Source organism: Streptomyces sp. NPDC093097, assembly GCF_044754325.1.
Classification (GTDB): domain Bacteria; phylum Actinomycetota; class Actinomycetes; order Streptomycetales; family Streptomycetaceae; genus Streptomyces.
In genome coordinates this window covers 71,575-89,173 of the sequence record NZ_JBIVOW010000002.1, presented here as the reverse complement: position 1 = coordinate 89,173, position 17,599 = coordinate 71,575, and the positions used below count along the sequence as shown (strand labels likewise).

Sequence of the window (17,599 nt, the reverse complement as noted above, 5' to 3'; positions counted from 1 at the left end):
AGGGAAGGGGGAGGGGAAGAGGGAGAGGGTGGGTGGCTGGGGTGGTCGGTGGGGGAGCGGCCGTAGGGGCGTCTGCCGGTCGTCGGTCGTCGGTCGTCAGTCGTGGGTCGGTCGCCGTGCGGTCTGTCGGTCCTCTTGTACGTATCCACTATCCAGCGAACCAGAAAGTTCCGGAAAGTTCGGCCGCGTGTCCGACTACCCTCGGCAGCTATGAGCGATCAGCGCGAGACGCGCCACCAGCACTTCGAAACCCGTGCCATCCACGCAGGTCAGGAGCCCGACCAGGCCACCGGCGCGGTGGTACCGCCCATCTACCAGGTCTCCACGTACAAGCAGGACGGCGTGGGCGGACTGCGTGGCGGCTACGAGTACAGCCGTAGCGCCAACCCGACCCGCACCGCTCTGGAGGAGAACCTCGCCGCCCTCGACGGCGGCCGCCGCGGCCTCGCCTTCGCCTCCGGCCTGGCTGCCGAGGACTGCCTGCTGCGCACCCTGCTCGTCCCCGGTGACCACGTCGTCATCCCCAACGACGCCTACGGCGGCACCTTCCGCCTGTTCGCCAAGGTCGTCGAGCGGTGGGGCGTGGAGTGGTCGGTGGCCGACACCTCCGACCCGCAGGCCGTCCGGGCGGCGCTGCGGCCCCGTACGAAGGTGATCTGGGTGGAGACGCCCAGCAACCCGCTGCTCGGCATCAGCGACATCGAGGCGCTCGCCGCGGTCGCCCGGGACGCCGGCGCCCGCCTGGTGGTCGACAACACCTTCGCCAGCCCCTACCTCCAGCAGCCGCTCGCGCTCGGGGCGGACGCGGTGGTCTACTCCACCACCAAGTACATGGGCGGCCACTCCGACGTGGTCGGCGGCGCGCTGGTCGTGAACGACGACACCCTCGGCGAGGAGCTGGCCTACCACCAGAACGCGATGGGTGCCATCGCCGGGCCGTTCGACGCCTGGCTGGTGATGCGCGGCATCAAGACGCTGGCCGTCCGGATGGACCGGCACAGCGCCAACGCGGCGCGCGTCGCCGAGCTGCTCGCCTCCCACAAGAAGGTCACCCGGGTCTACTACCCGGGGCTGTCCGAGCACCCCGGCCACGAGATCGCGGCCAAGCAGATGCGGTCCTTCGGCGGCATGGTGTCGTTCCAGGTGGCGGGCGGCGAGGAGGCGGCGGTGGAGGTCTGCAACCGCGCCGAGCTGTTCACCCTCGGAGAGTCGCTGGGCGGCGTGGAGTCGCTGATCGAGCACCCGGGCCGGATGACGCACGCCTCGACGGCCGGTTCGGCGCTGGAGGTCCCCTCCGACCTCGTGCGCCTCTCGGTCGGCATCGAGTCCGCCGAGGACCTGCTGGCCGACCTCACGCAGGCGCTGGGCTGAGTCCGCCTCCCCTTCCGCTCCTGTCCCCGTCCCCGTTCGCGTCCCCGTCTGCGTTCCCGTGGTCGCCGGCCGGGGGCGGGCGTCGGTAGCCCGTCCCGCTCCGCCCCGCCCCGGCCCGCGCCGGACCCGTCGCAGGGCAGCGCCCTCCCGGGGTCAGTACCCCTCTACGGGAGGGGTGGTGCGGGCCGGCGGCGGGCGCCAGGGCTGCTCAACTCCCGCCCAGACGAGGAGAGTCAGCAGCGCCAGCAGCACCAGCAGTGATCCGGTGCGGTGCAGCAGGCGGCGCCGGGCGAGGAGCCGGCGGCCCCGGGCGGCGGCGCGGGCAGCGAGGTCCGGCGGTACGGGCGGATACGGTCCGGCCCGCAGCATCCGCCGGGCCTCGGTCTCCTTGCGGTCGGGCGGCCACCGCGGCCGCCCGGTCTCCTGGGGCGGGGTGCTCCACCGCGTTCCGGCCTCGCCCCGCGGGCCGTCCGGCGGGTTCACGGGGCCGCGGGGGCCGGTTCGGGGCGGCGGCTGCGCAGCTCGGCGACGGCGTGCCGGTACAGGGTCCGCACCCGCTCGGCGGGCAGCCCGAGTTGGGCCGCGGCCTGCTCCTCGGCGATCTCTTCGTGGAGGCGGAGCACCAGCACCAGGCGCTCGCGCGGGGGCAGGCGGCCCAGCAGACCGCCCCGCGGCCGGCGATGCCGCCGGGCGGTGTACGCGAACACCGCGGCCAGCTCCCGGCGGGCCTGTTCGTAGGGGTCCTCGCCGCGCAGCCGCTCCCAGCCCGCGTACGTCCGGGCCAGGGCCTGGAGCAGCAACTCCTCGGCGGCCGGGGCGGGTTGGCCCGCCGGCTCCCCGGTCAGCAGGGCGGCGGCGTGCAGCAGCCGCCCCGCCGCGCCCGCGGTGAACGCCGCGAACTCCCGGGCCCGGCGCCGCTCCCGCGCCTGCCGCCGCTCTCCCACCGCGCCTCCCGGATACCGGGCAGCCGACGCCGCGGCGCCCGGGGGCGACGCCCCGATGCCCGTCGGACACGCCCTCTGGCCCCTAGGGCGTGTCGTCAAACTGGCGCCTGCCGTGCGGCGTCTGGCACGCGCCCTCGCCGCGTTGTCGGGCTGCCCCGATACCCCAGTATCGGGGCAGCCCTCCGCCTTGCGATCGCACGCACCAGACGCCGCACGGCCCGGTCTCCGGCCGAACACCGCCAGTTTGACGACACGCCCCAATGGCACGGCAGTTCGGGGGCGGGGTCAAGAGGCGTGACACGGGCGGTCGCCCCCACCCTCAGCGCGTCGGCGCCTCAGGGAGAAGACGCCGTTCGGGAGAAGGCCGCGTCAGGAGGACGACGCCGAGCCCCCCGGCGACAGTGCCGTGATGTCGGCGAGCGAGATGTTGAAGCGCGTCAGGAGCGCGGTGAACGACTCGCGTTCCGCGTCGGTCCACTCCTCCGTCACCATCGCCATCAGCGCCCGTCGTGAGGCGCGTACCTCGTCGAGGCGGGTGTGGCCCCGTTCGGACAGCTCCAGGACGACGGCGCGGCCGTCCTCGGGGTGGGTGGCGCGGCTGACCAGTCCGGCGTCGACCAGTGGCGCGACCTGCCGGGTGACGGTGGAGGAGTCGATGCCCATCCCGCACGCCAGGGCCTTGACGCCCATCGGGCCTTCCTGGTCCAGGCGGTTGAGGAGCAGATAGGCGGCGCGGTCCATGGAGTTGCGCGCCTGTCCGACGCCGCCGAGCCGGCTCTGTTCGGCGCGGCGGGCGAAGACGGCCACCTGGTGTTGTAGCGCGTCCAGGAGGGCGGTGTCGGTGTGGGTCGTCATCTCCGGAGAGGTGGGCATGGCCGGGGCTCACTTCATCGGGGGCGGGTACGGATGGGGATGACAGCGTACGCGGCGACGGCGCCGGCCGTACCGGCGCTACCGCGTGCAGCGCCTGCGGCCCGCAGATCTCCGCCATCCGGCACGAAAGGGCCCACCCGTGACCGAACACTGCCACACTGGCCGCATGGCCGACCACACGTCGCACATGCCGCACCAGCCCACGGGCCCCGCGCCCACCGCGCAGGCAGGATGCGCGGCGGGGCTCACGGTCGACGACGTACGCGAGGCACAGAAGTTGCTGTCCGGGGTGTCGCGGGCCACCGCGATGGAGGGCAGCCGCTATTTGACGGAGCTGCTGGGCGCCCCCGTCCACCTCAAGTGCGAGAACCTCCAGCGCACCGGCTCGTTCAAGATCCGCGGCGCGTACGTACGGATCGCCGGGCTCTCGGCGGAGGAGCGGGCGGCCGGTGTGGTGGCGGCAAGCGCCGGCAACCACGCGCAGGGCGTGGCGCTCGCGGCGTCCCTGCTGGGGGTGGCCTCGACGGTCTTCATGCCGGTCGGGGCCCCGCTGCCGAAGGTCGCGGCGACCCGCGAGTACGGCGCCGAGGTGCGGCTGCACGGCCAGTTCGTGGACGAGACGCTGGCCGCCGCCCAGGAGTACGCGCAGCAGACCGGCGCGGTCTTCATACACCCCTTCGACCACCGCGACATCATCGCCGGCCAGGGCACGGTCGGCCTGGAGATCCTCGAACAGTGCCCGGAGGTGCGCACCATCGTCGTCGGCGTGGGCGGCGGCGGGCTCGCGGCGGGCATCGCCGTCGCGGTCAAGGCGCTGCGGCCGGACGTGCGGGTGGTCGGGGTGCAGGCGGCGGCCGCGGCCTGCTATCCGCCGTCGCTGGCGGTGGGGCGGCCGGTGGCGATCGAGCCGCTGCCCACGATGGCGGACGGGATCAAGGTCGGGCGGCCCGGGAACGTGCCGTTCGGCATCGTGCGGGAGTTGGTGGACGAGGTCCGGACGGTCACCGAGGACGAGTTGTCCAGCGCCCTGCTGCTGTGCCTGGAGCGGGCGAAGTTGGTGGTGGAGCCCGCGGGGGCGAGTCCGGTGGCGGCGCTGCTGGCCTCGCCCGGCGCGTTCGAGGGGCCGGTGGTGGCGGTGCTCTCCGGCGGCAACGTCGATCCGCTCCTGATGCAGCGGATCCTGCGGCACGGCATGGCCGCCGCCGGCCGCTACCTCTCCCTCCGGCTGCGCCTCACCGACCACCCGGGCGCGCTGGCCACCCTCCTCGGCGTGCTCACGGTGGTGGATGCCAACGTCCTCGACGTCGGGCACGTCCGCACCGATCCCCGGCTCGGGCTCACCGAGGTCGAGGTCGAACTCCATCTGGAGACCAAGGGGCCCGAGCACTGCGCCGAGGTGAGCGCGGCGCTGCGCGAGGCCGGTTACGACGTGATCGGGGTCTGAGCGCGGCCGGCGCGTGAGGCGTACGGGCTCCGCGGCGCGGTGCGGACCGTGCCGCGGAGCCCGATGCCGGATCTCCGGAAAACCTGTATCGCGATGTATCGCGTTGGGGGTAGCATCGCGGGCCACGGGGGTGCCGCGTCATGGATGCGCCGCCGTGCGGGGCGGGCTGCACCGAACGCCCTGACCTCATGCACACGCACATCATGCGAAACAGGGCGGAACGGAAGTTCCCCTACGTACCATGCGGCCTATCTGCCGTATCGACCTGGAACCGACCCAATCCATGGGGGTACCCATATGCCAGGCGCCATTTATGCCGAGGGGCTGGTGAAGACCTTCGGCGAGGTGAGGGCGCTGGACGGCGTCGACCTCGACGTTCCCGAAGGAACCGTCCTCGGAATGCTCGGCCCGAACGGTGCCGGCAAGACCACCGCCGTACGGGTCCTGACGACCCTGCTCCGCCCCGACCGGGGTACCGCGCGGGTCGCCGGCATCGACGTCCTCGCGCACCCCGACGCGGTGCGCCGTTCCATCGGCCTCTCCGGCCAATTCGCCGCCGTGGACGAGTACTTGACCGGCCGGGAGAACCTGGTGATGGTCGGGCGGCTCTACCAGATGGGCGGCCGCGCGGCCAAGCGCCGGGCCGACGAACTGCTGGAGCGGTTCCACCTCGGCGACGCCGCGGACCGCACCGCCAAGACCTACTCCGGCGGGATGCGCCGCCGGCTCGACCTGGCCGCCGCCCTGGTCGTCAGCCCGCCCGTGATGTTCATGGACGAGCCCACCACCGGCCTGGACCCGCGCAACCGCCAGGCCCTGTGGGACGTCATCCAGGAACTGGTCGCCGGCGGCACGACCCTGCTGCTGACCACCCAGTACCTGGAGGAGGCCGACCGGCTCGCGCACGACATCTGCGTCGTCGACCACGGCAAGGTCATCGCCCGCGGCACCTCCGACCAGCTCAAGGCCCGCACCGGCGGCGAGCGGATCGAGGTCGTGGTGCACGCCCCGGACCACCTCGACCTCGCCGAGCAGGTGCTGCGCGGGGTCGCCGAGGGCGAGGGCACGGTCGAGCCGCACACCCGGAAGCTCACGTTCCCGGTGGCCGGCGGCGCCAGGCTGCTCGCCGAGGTCATCCGCGAACTGGACCTCCGCGGCGTGGAGATCGACGACATCGGGCTGCGCCGCCCGACCCTGGACGACGTCTTCATCGCCCTGACCGGGCATGCCGCCGAGGCGGCGAAGAGCGGGAAGGACCGCGCGGACCAGGACCGGGACGACGCGATGAGCACGAAGGAGGCGGTGTGATGAGTGCGGTCGGTCAGGCGGCGGGTGAGGCCCCCGCCCGGAACCCGCGGCCGCGCGGCGGCCTCGCGCGGTCCGTGCGCGATTCCCTGGTGATCGCCCAGCGCAATCTGATCCGGATGCTGCGCATCCCCGAGGTCGTGATCTTCGGGCTGATCCAGCCGATCATGTTCGTGGTGCTGTTCACCTACGTCTTCGGCGGGTCCATCGCCCTTCCCGGCGCCCAGGCCGGCGACGCCCAGGCCTACCGCGAGTTCCTGATGGCCGGGATCTTCGCGCAGACCGTCACCTTCGCCACCGCCGGGGCCGGCGCTGGCATCGCGGACGATATGCACAAGGGCCTGATCGACCGGTTCCGTTCGCTGCCGATGTCGCGCGGCGCGGTGCTCACCGGCCGGACCCTGGCCGACCTGGTGCAGACCACGCTGACGCTGCTGGTGCTGGCCGTGGTCGCCGTGCTCATCGGCTGGCGCAGCCACGAGAACGTGATGAGCGTGCTGGCCGGCTTCGCGCTGCTGCTCCTGCTCGGCCACGCCTTCTCCTGGATCGGCGCGTTCATCGGCCTCTCGGTCCGCACCCCGGAGGCCGCCACGTCCGGCGGTCTGATCTGGCTCTTCCCGCTGACGTTCATCTCCAACGCCTTCGTGCCGGTCGACGGCATGCCGTCGATCCTCCAGCACATCGCGGAGTGGAACCCGTTCAGCGCCGCGGTCGCCGGCGCCCGGCAGCTGTTCGGCAACTCCATCCAGGGGGCGCCCCACTCGGTGACCGGTGCCTGGCCGATGGAGCACCCGGTGCTCGCCTCGGCGATCTGGTCCGTCCTGATCATCGTGGTCTTCCGGACGCTCGCGGTCCGCAAGTACCGCTCGGCGGCCGCCTGAGGCCCGGCCCGGGGGCCGGCACAAGCGGAAGCGGCCCGGAGCCGAGTGCTCCGGGCCGCTTCCGCTGTGCTCGTCGTGCCGAGGGTGTCCCGCGGCTCAGCTGCTGTACGGCTTGGCGTCGAGGATCTTCACCGACGCCCGCTTGCCGTTGGGGAGCTCGTACTCCGCGTCGGCACCGATCTTCTTGCCGTTCACACCCGACCCCAGCGGCGACTGCGGCGAGTAGGTCTCGATGTCCCCGCTCGCGTACTCCCGCGAGGCCAGAAGGAACGAAAGAGTGTCGTCCGGGTCCCCGTCGAACGCGATGGTGACGACCATGCCGGGGGCGACCGTGCCGTTGGCCTCAGGAGCTTCGCCGACCTTCGCGGTCTCCAGCAGCTGCTTCAGCTGGCGGACGCGGAGCTCCTGCTTGCCCTGCTCTTCCTTGGCCGCGTGGTACCCGGCGTTCTCCTTCAGGTCACCTTCCTCGCGGGCCGCCTGGATCTTCTCGGTGATCTCGGCGCGTGCGGGACCAGACAGGTGCTCCAGCTCGGCTTTGAGCTGGTCATACGCCTCCTGGGTCAGCCAGGTGACGTTCTCGCTGGTCTGGGTCACAGGTGCTCCTCGTCGGTACTGGGGATAAATCAAACGCCCTACCAGGAAGGTTTGCGCCTTCACAGGTGGGCGAAACCACGAGCCTAACAATTCCGGCACAAAAGGGGGAAGAGGAATTTCACAGCGGTCGCACAGGAACGCGTCGCCGCAGCTCAGAGGCGGTCGGGCGGTGCACGGTGCGTGTCCGATCGCGTCGGGCGGTGCCGTCGCGGGGGCCGGTGCGGTCCCGTCCCGTCGTCGGCGGCTCCGGGTCAGCCGGTGTGGGCCGTCGAGCCGGTGCAGCCGACCAGGACGGCGGTGGTCGCGCGCCGCGTCGTGCGCAGCGTGACCTCGGTGTCGACCTGTCCGGTGCGCTGGTCGACGGTGATGTCCTTGCGGCCGACCTCGGTGCCGTCGGTGGCCTGCGAGCGCAGGGTGCACACCCCGGTGTCGTCGGTGCCCTTGACCACTTCGAGGTGGACCTTGACCTCGTGGTCGGAGACCGCGTCCCAGGTGATGATCCGGCCGCTGAGGTCCTGGCCCGAGATGTAGGAGACGCCCAACCAGCCGACCACGCCGAGCAGCACCGCGCCCAGCACCGCCCCGACGATCTTGAGCGTGCGGTCCGCGCGCTGGTCGGCGGAGCGTCCGTAGCGTCCGTCCGGGAGCCCTTCGCGCACCGCGGCCATGATCCATCCTCCTGGTAGGGGACCGGGAACCGTCAGACCCCCCGGGGGGTCCCGCCCCAGGGAATACAGTGCCCCCTCGCTTCGGTCACTATAGGAGGCATCTTCTCCGGCCTTTCACTGAGGATCGAGTCTTGACTGAGCAGCTGCGATTGATGGCGGTCCACGCCCACCCCGACGACGAGTCGAGCAAGGGTGCGGCCACGATGGCCAAGTACGTGTCCGAGGGAGTGGACGTGCTGGTCGCCACCTGCACGGGGGGCGAGCGAGGGTCCATCCTCAACCCCAAGCTCCAGGGGGACCCGTATATCGAGGAGCACATTCACGAGGTACGCAAGAAGGAAATGGACGAGGCCCGGGAGATCCTGGGCGTCCGGCAGGAGTGGCTGGGCTTCGTCGACTCCGGGCTCCCCGAGGGCGACCCGCTGCCGCCGCTGCCCGAGGGCTGCTTCGCCCTCCAGGACGTCGCGGTCGCGGCCGGGCGCCTGGTGAAGCTGATCCGGGAGTTCAAGCCGCAGGTCATCACGACCTACGACGAGAACGGCGGCTACCCGCACCCGGACCACATCATGACCCACAAGATCACGATGGTGGCCTTCGAGGCGGCCGGCGACCCGGAGCAGTACCCGGAGGCCGGCGAGCCCTGGCAGCCGCAGAAGCTCTACTACAACCAGGGCTTCAACAAGCCGCGCACCATCGCGCTGCACGAGGCGCTGCTGGCGCGCGGTATGGAATCGCCCTACGGGGAGTGGCTGGAGCGCTGGAAGCAGTTCGAGCGGCGCGAGCGCACCCTGACCACCTACGTCCCGTGCGCCGACTTCTTCGAGATCCGCGACAAGGCGCTGATCGCCCACGCCACCCAGATCGACCCCGACGGCGGGTGGTTCCGGGTCCCGATGGACGTCCAGCGCGAGGTCTGGCCGACGGAGGAATACGAGCTCGCGAAGTCGCTCGTGGACACTTCGCTCCCCGAGGACGACCTCTTCGCGGGCATCCGCAACAATTGAGCCCATGATGAGCGCGACCAGCACCCTCGCCCTGACGCACTTCGTCACCCTTGCCGACAGCTTCGACAAGGACAAGGTGACGCCCGGCGTCCTCGGCTTCATCGTCTTCGCGGTCATCGGCGGTGCCGTGTGGCTGCTGATGAAGTCCATGAACAAGCACATGCGCAAGGTGGACTTCGAGGAGCCCGCGGAGGACGGCCAGACGGGCAGCAGCGCCCCGGCCGCCCCGGCCGCCGTCGCCCCGAAGCCCAAGACCAGCTGACGGCCCGGCGCCGGTCCCGGCGCACGGGCCCGCGGACCGGGTGGCGGTCCACGAACCGGCCGTCTGGCAGCGGCCGGCCGACCGGCCCGGCGGCTCGCTGATCCAAGCGGTCAGCGAGCCGTATCGCGCGCCGGCGCGGCCGCCTGCCCTGCGGGCGCCCGCCGACACCGTCACTCCGCGGTGGTCGGCGTGCTCGGCACGCCCATGACCTCCCGTGCGTGGCGGTCCGGCACCATGCCGAGCCGCCAGGCCTGCCATCCCGTCTCCGGCTCCACCCCGCGCTCCAGCAGCAGCGCGAAGGTCCCCGCGCAGTCCTCCAACTTGGCGTCCCGGCCGTCGTGCCGCTCCCGGACCAACTGCGTCAGCTCCTCCTGCGCCACCGCCGTGCCGACCACCGAACCGCCCGGTGAGGCGAAGGGCAGCAGCGTGCACCGCAGGAACCGGGCCCAGTCCTCGCCCCGCCGGTCGCCGTAGCCGGCGAAGAGCTGCGCGGCCTCGTCGGCCAGTGCCAGGGCCTGGGCCGCGCGGCCGTTGCCGGCGTCGATGATCACCAGCTCCAGTACCGACCACGCCTCGCCGTGCGTCACCTTGATCCGCTGGAAGTCCTTGCGGGCGTCCTGGAGCAGCTGCCGGGCGAAACCGCTGTTGCGCAGCGAACCGGTCTGCTCGGCCCGCAGGTCCCGGGTCACCCGGCCCGCGTGGTGCCGGGCGCAGGCCAGGCCGTAGCCGTCGTGCATCCGGCTGAACATGTTCCGCGAGCGCTCCAGCTGGCGCAGCGCCTCGTCGCGCTCGCCGCGCTCCTCCAGCGCCTGGCCGAGGTAGTACATCGTCCAGGCCTCGCCGCGGGCGTCCTCGTGCTGGCGGTGCAGCGGCAGCGCCTGGCGCAGTTGGTCCACGGCGGGGCCGGGGTCGCCGGCCACCAGGCGGGCCCGGGCCAGCTGGGTCATCGCCCAGGCCGTGCCGCGGTCGTCGTGGGTCTGGCCGTACAGCTCCAGCGCGGACGACAGCGCGGTCTCGGCCTGCGGGACGTCGCCCCGCCGCAGATGGACCTGGCCGAGCTGGAAGTGCGCCCACGCCTGCCCGTGCAGGCTCTCGCTCTCCTCATGGAGCACCAGCGACTCCCGCAGCATCTCAAGGGCCTCGGCGAGCCGGGCCCGGTCCCGCTCCACGGCCGCCAGGGCGTGCAGCGTCCAGGCCCGGTCGCCGCGCATCTCCGGGCCGGCCTGGAGATCCAGCGCCTCCCGCAGCTTGGCCGCGGCCTCCGTGAGATTGCCCTGCTGCTGGAGCGTGATGCCCAGGTCGCGCAGCGCGCGGGCCGCGCCCACCGGGTGCTGTGCCTCGAAATAGAGGTCGACGACCGAGGACAGGGTCGTCCGGGCGCGGTCCAACTCGCCCAGCTGGCGGGCCGCGACGCCGGTGCGCCACTGCACCGAGCGCACCAGCATCCCCTGGCCGGCCGCCCGGGTCAGCTCGCTCAGCTCGCCGAGGCGGTAGAGGTCGCCGCGCAGCAGGCAGTAGTCGCACAGCGCGCCCAGGAGGTGCGAGACGGTGGCCTGGTCCACGTCCTGGTCGGCGTGGCGCAGCGCGGCGGTGATGAAGCTGGTCTCGTCGTCCAGCCACGCCAGGGCCGCGTCCAGGGACGCGAAACCGTGCGGGCCGAAGCGGTCGGCGCGGGTGGAGGTGTTGCCGTCGACCAGCCGGATCACCGAGTCGGCCAGCTCCGCATAGCCGCGGATCAGGCGCTCCTGGGCCGCGGAGCGCTCGGCCGGCTCCTCCTCGGCCGTCAGCCGGGCGTGCGCGAAGTGGTGCACCAGGGAGTGCAGGCGGTAGCGCTCACCGCGGACGTGCTCGATCAGGCCGGCGCCGGCCAGCGCGGTCAGCTGCCGCTTGGCCTCCGCGTGGGGGACGCCCAGCAGCGCCGCCGCGGCGGCCACGCCCAGGCTCGCCCGGCCCACCAGGGCCAGCCGGCGCAGCAGTTGCTGTGCCTGCGGCGACTGGTCGGCGTAGCGCAGTGCCAGGGCCCGATCCACCGGGGCCGAGGCGTCGACCGCCGCCAACTCCCGGGCCAGCGCGGCCGGGGAGCGGTTGCCCAGCGCGGAACCGGCCACCCGCAGCGCCAGCGGGAGCCCGCCGCACAGCTCGGAGACCCGGTCGATCGCCTGGGCGTCGTACGGACCCGAGTCGTCGGCCGGCTCCTCGGTGGCCGCCGACCGCAGCAACTCCTCGGTGCCCGCGGTGTCCAGCGCGCCGACCGGCAGCTGGTGCACCTGCGCCTCCAGGTCCGCGGGGAGCTGGAGCGGCGTACGGGAGGTGACCAGCACCAGGCTGTCGGAGCCGTCCGGCACCAGGGCCCGCACCTGCGCGGCGTCCGAGGCGTCGTCCAGCAGCACCGTCACCGGCTGGCCGGTCAGGTGCTGGTGGTAGATCTCGGTGAGCCGCCGGACGTGCTGCTCCTGGGAGGGGCGCTCGCGGAACAGCAGCTGCTCGCGCGGTGCGCCGAGGCGGTTGAGCAGGTGCATCAGCGCGTCCCGGGTCGCCAGCGGCACCTCGCCCGGGGTGTCCCCGTGCAGGTCCACCAGGCATGCGCCGCGGAACTGGTCGCGCAGCTGATGCGCCGCCCGCACCGCCAGTGCCGTCCGTCCCGAGCCCGGCTCGCCGTGCAGTACCACCACGATCGGCCGGGTCTCCGTGCTCGCCCGGCCGGCCTGCACCCACTGGGCGATCTGCGCCAGCTCCGCCCGGCGCCCGGCGAACGGGCCGTCCGGCTGCGGGAGTTGGGCGAACGACCGCTCCATGGCCGAGCGCCGGCGGGCCGCCGCACTGCGGTCCGCACCGCGCAGCTGCGGCCCGCGGGCGCCCTTGCCCGCCGGCTTGGCGGCGGACGCGGCGCCGCCCCGGGCCGCCGCGGTCAGCATCCGCTGCTGGTCCAGGAACGGCCGGATGCCCCGCACCTCCAGCGCCGTCAGCCACTGGAGCCGCAACTGCTCAGGACCGCCGGGCTGGCCCTGCGCACCGGCCTGCCGGTGCGCCGCCGGGAGATGGCCGGCGGTCAGCTTCACGACCGTGGCCGCCGCGCCCGCCACCAGGGCCGCGGCGCCCGCCCCGAGGGCCGGCCCGCCGCCCGTGCCGGACGCCAGGTCGGCGCCGTAGGCGGCCACCGCGGCCACCGCGACCGCCACCGCCGGGGTGCCCAGCTCCCTGCGCGAGAGCCGGTCCGACAGCGGCCGGCGGCCGGCCGACGTCTCGTCCAGCGCGCGGACGTACGCGCCGTACTCCTCCGCGGCGGAGGCGGCCAGCTCATCCAGCGCCGCCCGCGCCCTGCTCAGCAGCGCCGGCCCGTCGAGCCGGCCGCCCGAGCGGCGCACCTCCTCCTCGACGCTCCGCACCAGCAGTCCGTCGGCCTCCTTCCGGTGGCCTTCGCGCAGTGTGACCAGTTCGCCCGGCATCCCCGTCCCCCTCCAGCCGTCGCCAGGGTCTCTGGCGGTTCAGCAGTCCTCGGCGGTCACCCGTGCCGCCGGCGCGGCCCCGCGTCGGCGCGGGCCCGGCCGGCGTGATCGCCGCCGTACGCACAGTGTTCCGTGTCCGGGCGGCATCCGGCAGGGCTGTGGACAACTCCCGCCTCTCCCGGCGCCGTCGGCCCCATGGGGGAGGACGGTCCCTGCTGAACCGCCTGGCTCATGAGACTTCCCCATATTTGCCCCAGCACGCAAACGACCTGGTGGACTGGTGGTCGTGGTCCCCCGAAGTGTTCGAGGAGCGTCGGCGATCCCTGTGCGATCTGCCCCTGGCCGGCTCGGCTCTCCGCCGGTGCATCCGTCCGTCGGCGGGGTGGAGCGGTCGGGCCACGGCAGGGGCGCGCTCACTTCTTACCCGTCAACCTCCGCAGGAGCGACTGCTTCCTGCTCGGGCCGGGTTCGTCGTCGAGTTGGTTCTCGCTCTCGGGGGTCACCCAGCCCAGCGCCTTGCAGAATTCGAGGGCTTCCGGCTGGAAGAGGTGCTGGAGCTCGTCCGGGTTGATGGCCAGGTCGGTTGTGCTCTCGGCGCCGGGGACCCGTCCCATGACACCGTGATGCTGGCCGGCGAACTCCTTGATCATCTGCTCGACGAAGGGGGGCCCCGAGATGATGGGGGCCTTGCCCTTGGGGTCCTTTTCGATCGCCTTGGCGCCGTGCTTCTCTTTGAGGTCGGTGAGGTTCTTCGGGAGGTTCTTGAGGAGTTCGTCCATGAACGCCGAACCGGGTGCCAGGATGAATCGGTTGCCCAGGACTCCCTTGCCGTAGCGGGCGGTGGCCGCCTCGTCGAGGTCCTCCGGGGTCGGTTCCTGGTCCGTTTCCGCGCGTCCCAACGCCGTGCGCACGCTCTTCCTGTCCCGCAGACGCGGGCCGAAGAGCGGGACCTCCTCGCTGTGCATCAGCACCCGGGGTGCCGCCGTCAGCCGTACGCCGCCCGGCGCGATGTCGACGTCCATGTACACGCCGCCGTACAGCTTCATGACGGTGTACCGCAGGATGTCAGAGGCGAGGTTGTAGGCCTTCCGTTTCTCGGCGTCCTTGTAGATGCGGTAGTTCTCCTCGCCCGCGTTCTCCTTGACCAGTTTGTCGCTGTCGGCGTGGATCTTCAGGTGGTTCCCGAAGGTCTTCGTCAGGTCCTTGAGCGTCGAACCGCTCGCTGCGGTCCACAGATTCAGCGTCCAGTCGCCGTCCCCGGCGTTCTCCTTCCATGCGTTGAGGTTGTCCTCGACGGCATTGCCGGGCTTGCCGCCCAGCCAGATGAAGTGCAGTTCTCGCGGCACCTCGACGCGGCGCGTCGAGGGTGGCCTGTCGGCCCCTTCCCACACCTGCCGGACGTTGTCGGCCTGGGCCGCGAAACCCTGGGTGCGCAGGCGGTTGAGCAGGAGGCGGAAGATGTCCGAGCGGTCCGTGGCTGCCAGGTGGCGCACATAGGCGGTGAGCTGCTCGTCATCCCCCGAGAACAGTTCGGCCCCTTCGTGGTCCCGCAGCCGGAGTCCCTCGCCGCGTGCCGGCTGCCCGGTTTCCTGCGGTGCCGGGGGCTGCCGTGTCGCCGTCCCGCCCAGCGGGGCCCGCTGCACCGTCGCCGCGCGGCCGGCCCGCCCCGCCGACGTGCCGCGGCAGCCGTCCCCCGCCGCGTGCGCATGCGGCTCGCGCACCGGACTCCGCCCGGACGCGACCCGTTGCACCGAACCGCCGTGCCCCGGACCGTGCCGATGCCGGTCGCCGGCCGCCGGCCGGGCCTCGGCAGGAACGCGTGGGACGGGAATGGGCCCGGACATGGCCCGGTCGGATGCGGTCGTGGCGAATCGTTCGCCCCGGTCAGCGGGGTCCGAGATCGACAATCCGGCGCCGTTGTCCGTCCCCAGCGGACTTTCCGGGTCCAGGGTGTGCGCCAACTCGTGTGCCCAGTCGCGCTTGTTCATCGCGCCGCCGTCGACGATGTGCTGTTCGGCGGCGAACGCCTTGGCACCGATCAGGGCGGCCGCATCGCGGGCGAGGGGTCCGTCGTGGACCTGCACACCGCTGAAGTCCGCGCCGCCGTAACGTGATTCCATCTCCTGCTGCAACGACGGCTCCAGCGGATGCGCCGCCGACTGCAGGGCTCGGTCCACGGCCGTCCGCTGCACGTGCGCGAGGTCGGCGGCCTCGTCCTCCGCGCGTCCGGCGGAGACATCGGCTCCTTGGGAAGCGACCCGCTGCAGATGCCTCACCCAGTGAGAGCTCAGCCCGACCGCGTGGCCCTCACGGGACGATGCGGAGGGAGTGCGGCCGACTCGTCCCGGCTCTCTCTCGTACGAACGCACGCGGAATGCTCCTCTGTGGCAAGGGGATACTGCTTCCCTCCCTGTCTACGCCACTCCGGGGGCGCGTGAAGTCTCCATCGGGCCAGACCTGTTGCCCTTCGATCCCGTACGTTCGGGCAACGGCACCGCCCGAACGCGTCGCGGATGCCGCGCCGGCCGGCCGCCCCGCCGGAAAGGCGCGGGGGAGCGCCGGGAAGACGGCCGCCCGCTCGGCTGCGGCCCCCGTGCGCACCCCTTCCGGCAGGACAGCGAGCCTGCGGCGGGATGCGGCGCCCGGGCGCGGTGGGCTGGGCCGGGCGGGGCGGCCGTGCGACGATGCCGGTATGAACCGACTGGCTTACTCCCAGTCGCCTTACCTCCTCCAGCACGCCTCCAATCCGGTGGATTGGTGGCCATGGGGAGAGGAGGCGATCACGGAAGCGAAGCGGCGGGACGTACCCATCCTCTTGAGTGTGGGCTATGCGTCCTGTCACTTACGTCTTCCGACGAACCACTGGTGCCACGTGATGGCCCATGAGAGCTTCGAGGACCCCGCGCTCGCCGCACTGCTCAACGAGCACTTCGTGGCCGTCAAGGTCGACCGCGAGGAGCGCCCGGACGTCGACGCCGTCTACATGGAGGCGGTGCAGGCCGCCACCGGCCAGGGCGGCTGGCCGATGACCGTCTTCCTCACCCCCGACACCGAGCCCTTCTACTTCGGCACGTACTTCCCGCCCGAGCCGCGCCACGGCATGCCCTCCTTCCGGCAGGTCCTCGAAGGGGTCCGCGGCGCCTGGGCCGACCGGCGCGACGAGGTCAGCGAGGTCGCCGGCCGGATCGTCGCCGACCTCGCGGGCCGCTCGCTGGCCGAGTCGCTGTCCGAGGGGGAGCGGCGGCCCCCGGGTCCCGAGGACCTGGCCACCGCCCTGATGGGGCTGACCCGCGAATTCGACGCGGTGCACGGCGGGTTCGGCGGCGCGCCCAAGTTCCCGCCGTCCATGGCGTTGGAGTTCCTGCTGCGCCACCACGCCCGGACGGGCTCCGCCGGGGCCCTGGAGATGGTCGAGGCGACCTGCGCGGCGATGGCCCGCGGCGGGATCTACGATCAGCTCGGCGGCGGTTTCGCGCGCTACGCCGTGGATCGGGAATGGGTCGTTCCGCACTTCGAGAAGATGCTTTACGACAACGCGCTGCTGTGCCGCATCTACGCCCATCTGTGGCGCGCCACCGGCTCCGATCTGGCCCGCCGGATCGCCCTGGAGACCGCCGACTTCATGGTCCGCGAACTCCGCACCGACCAGGGCGGCTTCGCCTCCGCGCTGGACGCGGACAGCGATGACGGGACTGGCCGGCATACCGAGGGCACGTACTACGTGTGGACGCCGGAGCAGCTGCGCACCGTCCTGGGGGAGGAGGACGCCGCGTTCGCCGCCACGTATTTCGGCGTGACCGAGGAGGGCACCTTCGAGGAGGGCGCCTCCGTCCTCCAACTCCCGGACGCCGGTGGACTGGTGGACGCCCAACGGGTGGCGTCGGTGCGGGAGCGGCTGCTCGCGGCGCGCGCCGAGCGGCCCCGCCCGGGGCGGGACGACAAGGTCGTCGCCTCCTGGAACGGGCTGGCCATCGCCGCGCTCGCCGAGACCGGCGCCTACTTCGACCGCCCCGACCTCGTCCAGGCCGCCACCGACGCCGCCGACCTGCTCGTCCGCGTCCACATGGACTGGCAGGCCCGGCTGCACCGCACCTCCAAGGACGGCACGGCCGGCGGCAACGCCGGCGTCCTGGAGGACTACGCCGATGTCGCCGAGGGCTTCCTCGCGCTGGCCTCGGTCACCGGGGAGGGCGTCTGGGTGGAGTTCGCGGGCTTCTTCCTGGACACGGTGCTGGTCCAGTTCACCGCCCCGGACGGCTCGCTCTACGACACCGCCGCCGACGCCGAGCGGCTGATCCGCCGCCCCCAGGACCCGACCGACGGCGCCACGCCCTCCGGGTGGACCGCCGCGGCCGGGGCGCTGCTCTCGTACGCCGCGCTGACCGGCAGCGCGCTCCACCGGGACGCCGCGGAGCGGGCGTTGGGCATCGTCACCGCCCTGGGCGGCCGGGCGCCGCGCTTCATCGGCTGGGGGCTGGCGGTCGCCGAGGCCGCCCTGGACGGGCCGCGCGAGATCGCGGTGGTCGGCCCGGCGGACGACCCGGCGACCCGCGCGCTGCACCGTGCGGCGCTGCTGGGCACCGCCCCGGGCGCGGTGGTGGCGCTGGGCGCCCCCGGCGCGGACGCCGCCGCCGAGGTGCCGCTGCTCATGGCCCGCCCCCTGGTCGACGGCGCGCCGGCCGCCTACGTGTGCCGGCACTTCACCTGCGAACGGCCGACCACGGACCCGGAGGAGCTCGCGGAGCGGCTGCGGAACTGAGGCGGCGCGGCGGGGCCGTGGCCCGTAGGCCATACGGCCCCGCCGCAC

The 17,599-nt window shown here is 72.9% G+C and carries 14 protein-coding genes and 1 pseudogene; 8 read left to right on the top strand and 7 right to left on the bottom strand.

Features of this window, described 5'->3' with window-relative positions; translation table 11 throughout:
* The first annotated feature begins 210 nt into the window (after positions 1-210).
* On the top strand, positions 211-1,371 hold the full coding sequence (locus tag ACIQE0_RS03350) for a cystathionine gamma-synthase (protein ID WP_366331200.1): 1,161 nt from the start codon (positions 211-213) through the stop codon (positions 1,369-1,371).
* Positions 1,372-1,524: 153 nt separating this feature from the next.
* Here ACIQE0_RS03350 and ACIQE0_RS03345 read toward each other — a convergent pair whose 3' ends face one another.
* The 3 genes from ACIQE0_RS03345 to ACIQE0_RS03335 form a co-directional block, all read right to left on the bottom strand.
* Entirely contained in the window at positions 1,525-1,854 is a 330-nt protein-coding gene (locus ACIQE0_RS03345; protein ID WP_402328739.1) for a hypothetical protein, read from the bottom strand.
* On the bottom strand, positions 1,851-2,315 hold the full coding sequence (locus ACIQE0_RS03340; RefSeq protein ID WP_402328738.1) for a sigma factor-like helix-turn-helix DNA-binding protein: 465 nt from the start codon (positions 2,313-2,315) through the stop codon (positions 1,851-1,853). Before ACIQE0_RS03340 ends, ACIQE0_RS03345 begins: the two co-directional genes overlap by 4 nt.
* A gap of 369 nt (positions 2,316-2,684) precedes the next feature.
* Positions 2,685-3,188, bottom strand: a complete 504-nt coding sequence (locus tag ACIQE0_RS03335; protein WP_366331202.1) for a MarR family transcriptional regulator — start codon at positions 3,186-3,188, stop codon at positions 2,685-2,687.
* Between the two features lie 187 nt (positions 3,189-3,375).
* Here ACIQE0_RS03335 and ilvA point away from each other — a divergent pair, with 187 nt between their 5' ends.
* The 3 genes from ilvA (at position 3,376) to ACIQE0_RS03320 (ending at position 6,818) form a co-directional block, all read left to right on the top strand.
* Complete coding sequence (gene ilvA, locus ACIQE0_RS03330) at positions 3,376-4,632, top strand: threonine ammonia-lyase (RefSeq protein ID WP_366331276.1); 1,257 nt, start codon at positions 3,376-3,378, stop codon at positions 4,630-4,632.
* Positions 4,633-4,929: 297 nt separating this feature from the next.
* On the top strand, positions 4,930-5,940 hold the full coding sequence (locus tag ACIQE0_RS03325; protein WP_402328736.1) for an ATP-binding cassette domain-containing protein: 1,011 nt from the start codon (positions 4,930-4,932) through the stop codon (positions 5,938-5,940).
* Entirely contained in the window at positions 5,940-6,818 is an 879-nt protein-coding gene (locus tag ACIQE0_RS03320; protein ID WP_402328734.1) for an ABC transporter permease, read from the top strand. Before ACIQE0_RS03325 ends, ACIQE0_RS03320 begins: the two co-directional genes overlap by 1 nt.
* A gap of 96 nt (positions 6,819-6,914) precedes the next feature.
* Here ACIQE0_RS03320 and greA read toward each other — a convergent pair whose 3' ends face one another.
* Both greA and ACIQE0_RS03310 read right to left on the bottom strand, forming a co-directional pair.
* The gene (greA, locus tag ACIQE0_RS03315) at positions 6,915-7,412 is read right to left on the bottom strand and encodes a transcription elongation factor GreA (RefSeq protein WP_366331205.1); all 498 of its coding nucleotides are present in this window, start codon (positions 7,410-7,412) and stop codon (positions 6,915-6,917) included.
* 251 nt (positions 7,413-7,663) lie between these two features.
* The gene (locus tag ACIQE0_RS03310) at positions 7,664-8,080 is read right to left on the bottom strand and encodes a DUF4307 domain-containing protein (RefSeq protein WP_366331206.1); all 417 of its coding nucleotides are present in this window, start codon (positions 8,078-8,080) and stop codon (positions 7,664-7,666) included.
* 131 nt (positions 8,081-8,211) lie between these two features.
* Here ACIQE0_RS03310 and mca point away from each other — a divergent pair, with 131 nt between their 5' ends.
* Both mca and ACIQE0_RS03300 read left to right on the top strand, forming a co-directional pair.
* Complete coding sequence (gene mca / locus ACIQE0_RS03305; RefSeq protein ID WP_366331207.1) at positions 8,212-9,084, top strand: mycothiol conjugate amidase Mca; 873 nt, start codon at positions 8,212-8,214, stop codon at positions 9,082-9,084.
* 4 nt (positions 9,085-9,088) lie between these two features.
* On the top strand, positions 9,089-9,346 hold the full coding sequence (locus tag ACIQE0_RS03300) for a hypothetical protein (protein ID WP_366331208.1): 258 nt from the start codon (positions 9,089-9,091) through the stop codon (positions 9,344-9,346).
* 170 nt (positions 9,347-9,516) lie between these two features.
* Here ACIQE0_RS03300 and ACIQE0_RS03295 read toward each other — a convergent pair whose 3' ends face one another.
* Positions 9,517-12,792, bottom strand: a complete 3,276-nt coding sequence (locus ACIQE0_RS03295) for a tetratricopeptide repeat protein (protein WP_402328731.1) — start codon at positions 12,790-12,792, stop codon at positions 9,517-9,519.
* A 215-nt stretch (positions 12,793-13,007) separates the two neighbouring features.
* On the opposite strand from ACIQE0_RS03295, the pseudogene ACIQE0_RS03290 reads away from it, so the two are divergent.
* Positions 13,008-13,112: pseudogene (locus ACIQE0_RS03290) on the top strand (DUF255 domain-containing protein); the annotation flags it as partial.
* A gap of 93 nt (positions 13,113-13,205) precedes the next feature.
* On the opposite strand, the gene ACIQE0_RS03285 reads toward ACIQE0_RS03290, so the two are convergent.
* Positions 13,206-15,068 carry a DUF4157 domain-containing protein gene (locus tag ACIQE0_RS03285; protein WP_402328729.1) on the bottom strand — a complete coding sequence of 621 codons (1,863 nt, stop codon included), beginning with the start codon at positions 15,066-15,068 and terminating at the stop codon, positions 13,206-13,208.
* A 416-nt stretch (positions 15,069-15,484) separates the two neighbouring features.
* Between ACIQE0_RS03285 and ACIQE0_RS03280 the strand changes: the two genes are divergently transcribed.
* A complete protein-coding gene (locus ACIQE0_RS03280) occupies positions 15,485-17,551 on the top strand; it encodes a thioredoxin domain-containing protein (protein ID WP_402328727.1) in 2,067 nt (688 codons plus the stop codon).
* The last annotated feature ends 48 nt before the right edge of the window (positions 17,552-17,599 follow it).